The following is a 3,448-nucleotide window of genomic DNA, read 5'->3' as shown; positions in this document are numbered from 1 at the left end:
GTGGACGCGAGCGCTTTGTGGCGGGTTGTCTTTGCAAAGTGTTTGTGAAGACAAGCCCTCGGCCTATTAGTACCGGTCGGCTGGGCATCACTGCTGTACACCTCCGGCCTATCAACCCCATAGTCTGTGGGGGGCCTTAACCCATACGGGTGGGAAACCTCATCTTGAAACGTGCTTCCCGCTTAGATGCGTTCAGCGGTTATCACTTCCGAACGTAGCCAACCAGCCATGCACCTGGCGGTACAACTGGCACACCAGAGGTTCGTCCATCCCGGTCCTCTCGTACTAGGGACAGCCTTTCTCAAGTTTCCTACGCGCGCGGCGGATAGGGACCGAACTGTCTCACGACGTTCTAAACCCAGCTCGCGTGCCGCTTTAATGGGCGAACAGCCCAACCCTTGGGACCTACTCCAGCCCCAGGATGCGACGAGCCGACATCGAGGTGCCAAACCATCCCGTCGATATGGACTCTTGGGGAAGATCAGCCTGTTATCCCCGGGGTACCTTTTATCCGTTGAGCGATGTCGCTTCCACATGCCGACACCGGATCACTAGTTCCGACTTTCGTCCCTGCTCGACATGTCTGTCTCACAGTCAAGCTCCCTTGTGCACTTACACTCAACACCTGATTGCCAACCAGGCTGAGGGAACCTTTGAGCGCCTCCGTTACTCTTTAGGAGGCAACCGCCCCAGTTAAACTACCCATCAGGCACTGTCCCTGAACCAGATCATGGCCCTAGGTTAGACATCTAGTACGACCAGAGTGGTATTTCAACGATGACTCCACGACCACTGGCGTGGCCGCTTCACAGTCTCCCACCTATCCTACACAAGCCGAACCAAACACCAATACCAAACTATAGTAAAGGTCCCGGGGTCTTTCCGTCCTGCCGCGCGTAACGAGCATCTTTACTCGTAGTGCAATTTCGCCGAGTCCACGGTTGAGACAGCGCCCAAGTCGTTACTCCATTCGTGCAGGTCGGAACTTACCCGACAAGGAATTTCGCTACCTTAGGATGGTTATAGTTACCACCGCCGTTTACTGGGGCTTAAATTCTCCGCTTCACCACTTACGTGGCTAACAGGTCCTCTTAACCTTCCAGCACCGGGCAGGAGTCAGTCCGTATACATCGTCTTACAACTTCGCACGGACCTGTGTTTTTAGTAAACAGTCGCTTGGGCCTGGTCTCTGCGGCCATCACCGCTCCCCCAGCAAGTGGGATCACGGATCCGGCCCCCCTTCTCCCGAAGTTACGGGGGCATTTTGCCGAGTTCCTTAACCATGGTTCACTCGATCGCCTTGGTATTCTCTACCTGATCACCTGAGTCGGTTTCGGGTACGGGCGGCGCGTGACTCGCTAGAGGTTTTTCTCGACAGCATAGGATCATCGACTTCCCCCAAAGGGTCCCCATCACACCTCAGGTACGTGCTCGAAGCACAGCCCCCCGGATTTGCCTAGGAGGCACCCTACATGCTTGGCCGGCGACAACCATCGCGCCGGACCGACTACCTTCCTGCGTCACCCCATCGCTTGACTACTACACACTCGGGTCCCGTGTTCCACACACACCCCCTCACCCCGAAGGGATCAGGTGATGGCGCTTCAGACGGTTAGCATCATGCGCCTCGTCATGGGCGTCACTTTGCCGGTACGGGAATATCAACCCGTTGTCCATCGACTACGCCTGTCGGCCTCGCCTTAGGTCCCGACTTACCCAGGGCAGATTAGCTTGACCCTGGAACCCTTGATCATTCGGCGGATGAGTTTCTCACTCATCATTCGCTACTCATGCCTGCATTCTCACTCGCCACACCTCCACCACAAGATCACTCTGCGGCTTCACCGGTGAGGCGACGCTCCCCTACCCACCCAAGACGGATGTCTTGAATGCCATAGCTTCGGCGGATGACTTGAGCCCCGCTACATTGTCGGCGCGGAATCACTTGACCAGTGAGCTATTACGCACTCTTTCAAGGGTGGCTGCTTCCAAGCCAACCTCCTGGTTGTCACTGCGACTCCACATCCTTTTCCACTTAGTCACCGCTTAGGGGCCTTAGCTGATGGTCTGGGCTGTTTCCCTCTCGACTACGGAGCTTATCCCCCGCAGTCTCACTGCTGCGCTCTCACTTACCGGCATTCGGAGTTTGGCTAACGTCAGTAACCTGGTCGGGCCCATCGGCTATCCAGTGCTCTACCTCCGGCAAGAAACACACAACGCTGCACCTAAATGCATTTCGGGGAGAACCAGCTATCACGAAGTTTGATTGGCCTTTCACCCCTATCCACAGGTCATCCCCTCCATTTTCAACTGAAGTGGGTTCGGTCCTCCACGCCGTCTTACCGGCGCTTCAACCTGCCCATGGATAGATCACTTCGCTTCGGGTCTAGAGCGCGCGACTAAAACGCCTTATTCAGACTCGCTTTCGCTACGGCTACCCCACACGGGTTAACCTCGCCACACACCACTAACTCGCAGGCTCATTCTTCAAAAGGCACGCCATCACCCACCCCAAAAGGGATAAGCTCTGACGGATTGTAGGCACACGGTTTCAGGTACTATTTCACTCCCCGCCAGGGGTACTTTTCACCTTTCCCTCACGGTACTTGTCCGCTATCGGTCATCAAGAAGTATTTAGGCTTAGCAGGTGGTCCTGCCAGATTCACACCCCATTCCAGGAGTAGGGTGCTACTTGGGATCCGTCTCAACACAGCCATACCCTTACCACTACGGGGCTCTCACCCTCTCCGGCCCGGCTTTCCAACCAGTTCACATTCAGGCATGGTTTCTCACTGCGCGCCCGGGTGACAGCCCGAACAAAAAACGTCCCACAACCCCGCAACAACAACCCCTGTCAGGTATCACATTGCCACGGTTTAGCCTCATCCGATTTCGCTCGCCACTACTCACGGAATCACTCTTGTTTTCTCTTCCTACCGGTACTGAGATGTTTCACTTCCCGGCGTTCCCTCCACACACCCTATATATTCAGGCGCGGGTAACACGACATGACTCGTGCTGGGTTCCCCCATTCGGACACCCCCGGATCAACGCTCGGTTGCCAACTCCCCAGGGCTTATCGCAGGCTCCTACGTCCTTCATCGGCTCTTGATGCCAAGGCATCCACCATGTGCCCTTCATAGCTTGTCTCACAAACACTCAACAAAAACAACAGCTACAAAGACTCACACCACGCCAACCACCCACCCCCCCACACACACACAACGTGCGCGAGGAGGCGAATCGCCTTGCCAGCGTGATGCAGATGCTCGCGTCCACTATCCAACTATCAACCACCAAGCCCACCAACACACCCACCGGCCCACACGAGCCAAGCAAGCATCAAGGAGGCCACAAGGAATGTGATTCCTCAAAGCCCAACAGTGTGCCAAAACCCCACCACAACCAGACCCGATCCGAGGTTCCACACCCACCCAGGCAAAACCCA

General features: G+C 55.9%; 1 rRNA gene. It reads right to left on the bottom strand.

The features are described 5' to 3' along the window. Window positions 1-46: 46 nt before the first annotated feature. Window positions 47-3,150, bottom strand: a 23S ribosomal RNA gene (locus AB3X52_RS19340). Window positions 3,151-3,448 lie beyond the last annotated feature (298 nt).

The sequence above is a fragment of the Nocardioides eburneus genome (assembly GCF_040838215.1).
Taxonomy (GTDB): Bacteria; Actinomycetota; Actinomycetes; order Propionibacteriales; family Nocardioidaceae; genus Nocardioides; species Nocardioides eburneus.
Note: the sequence above shows the minus strand (reverse complement) of the source record. Positions and strands in the feature narration are given on the sequence as shown.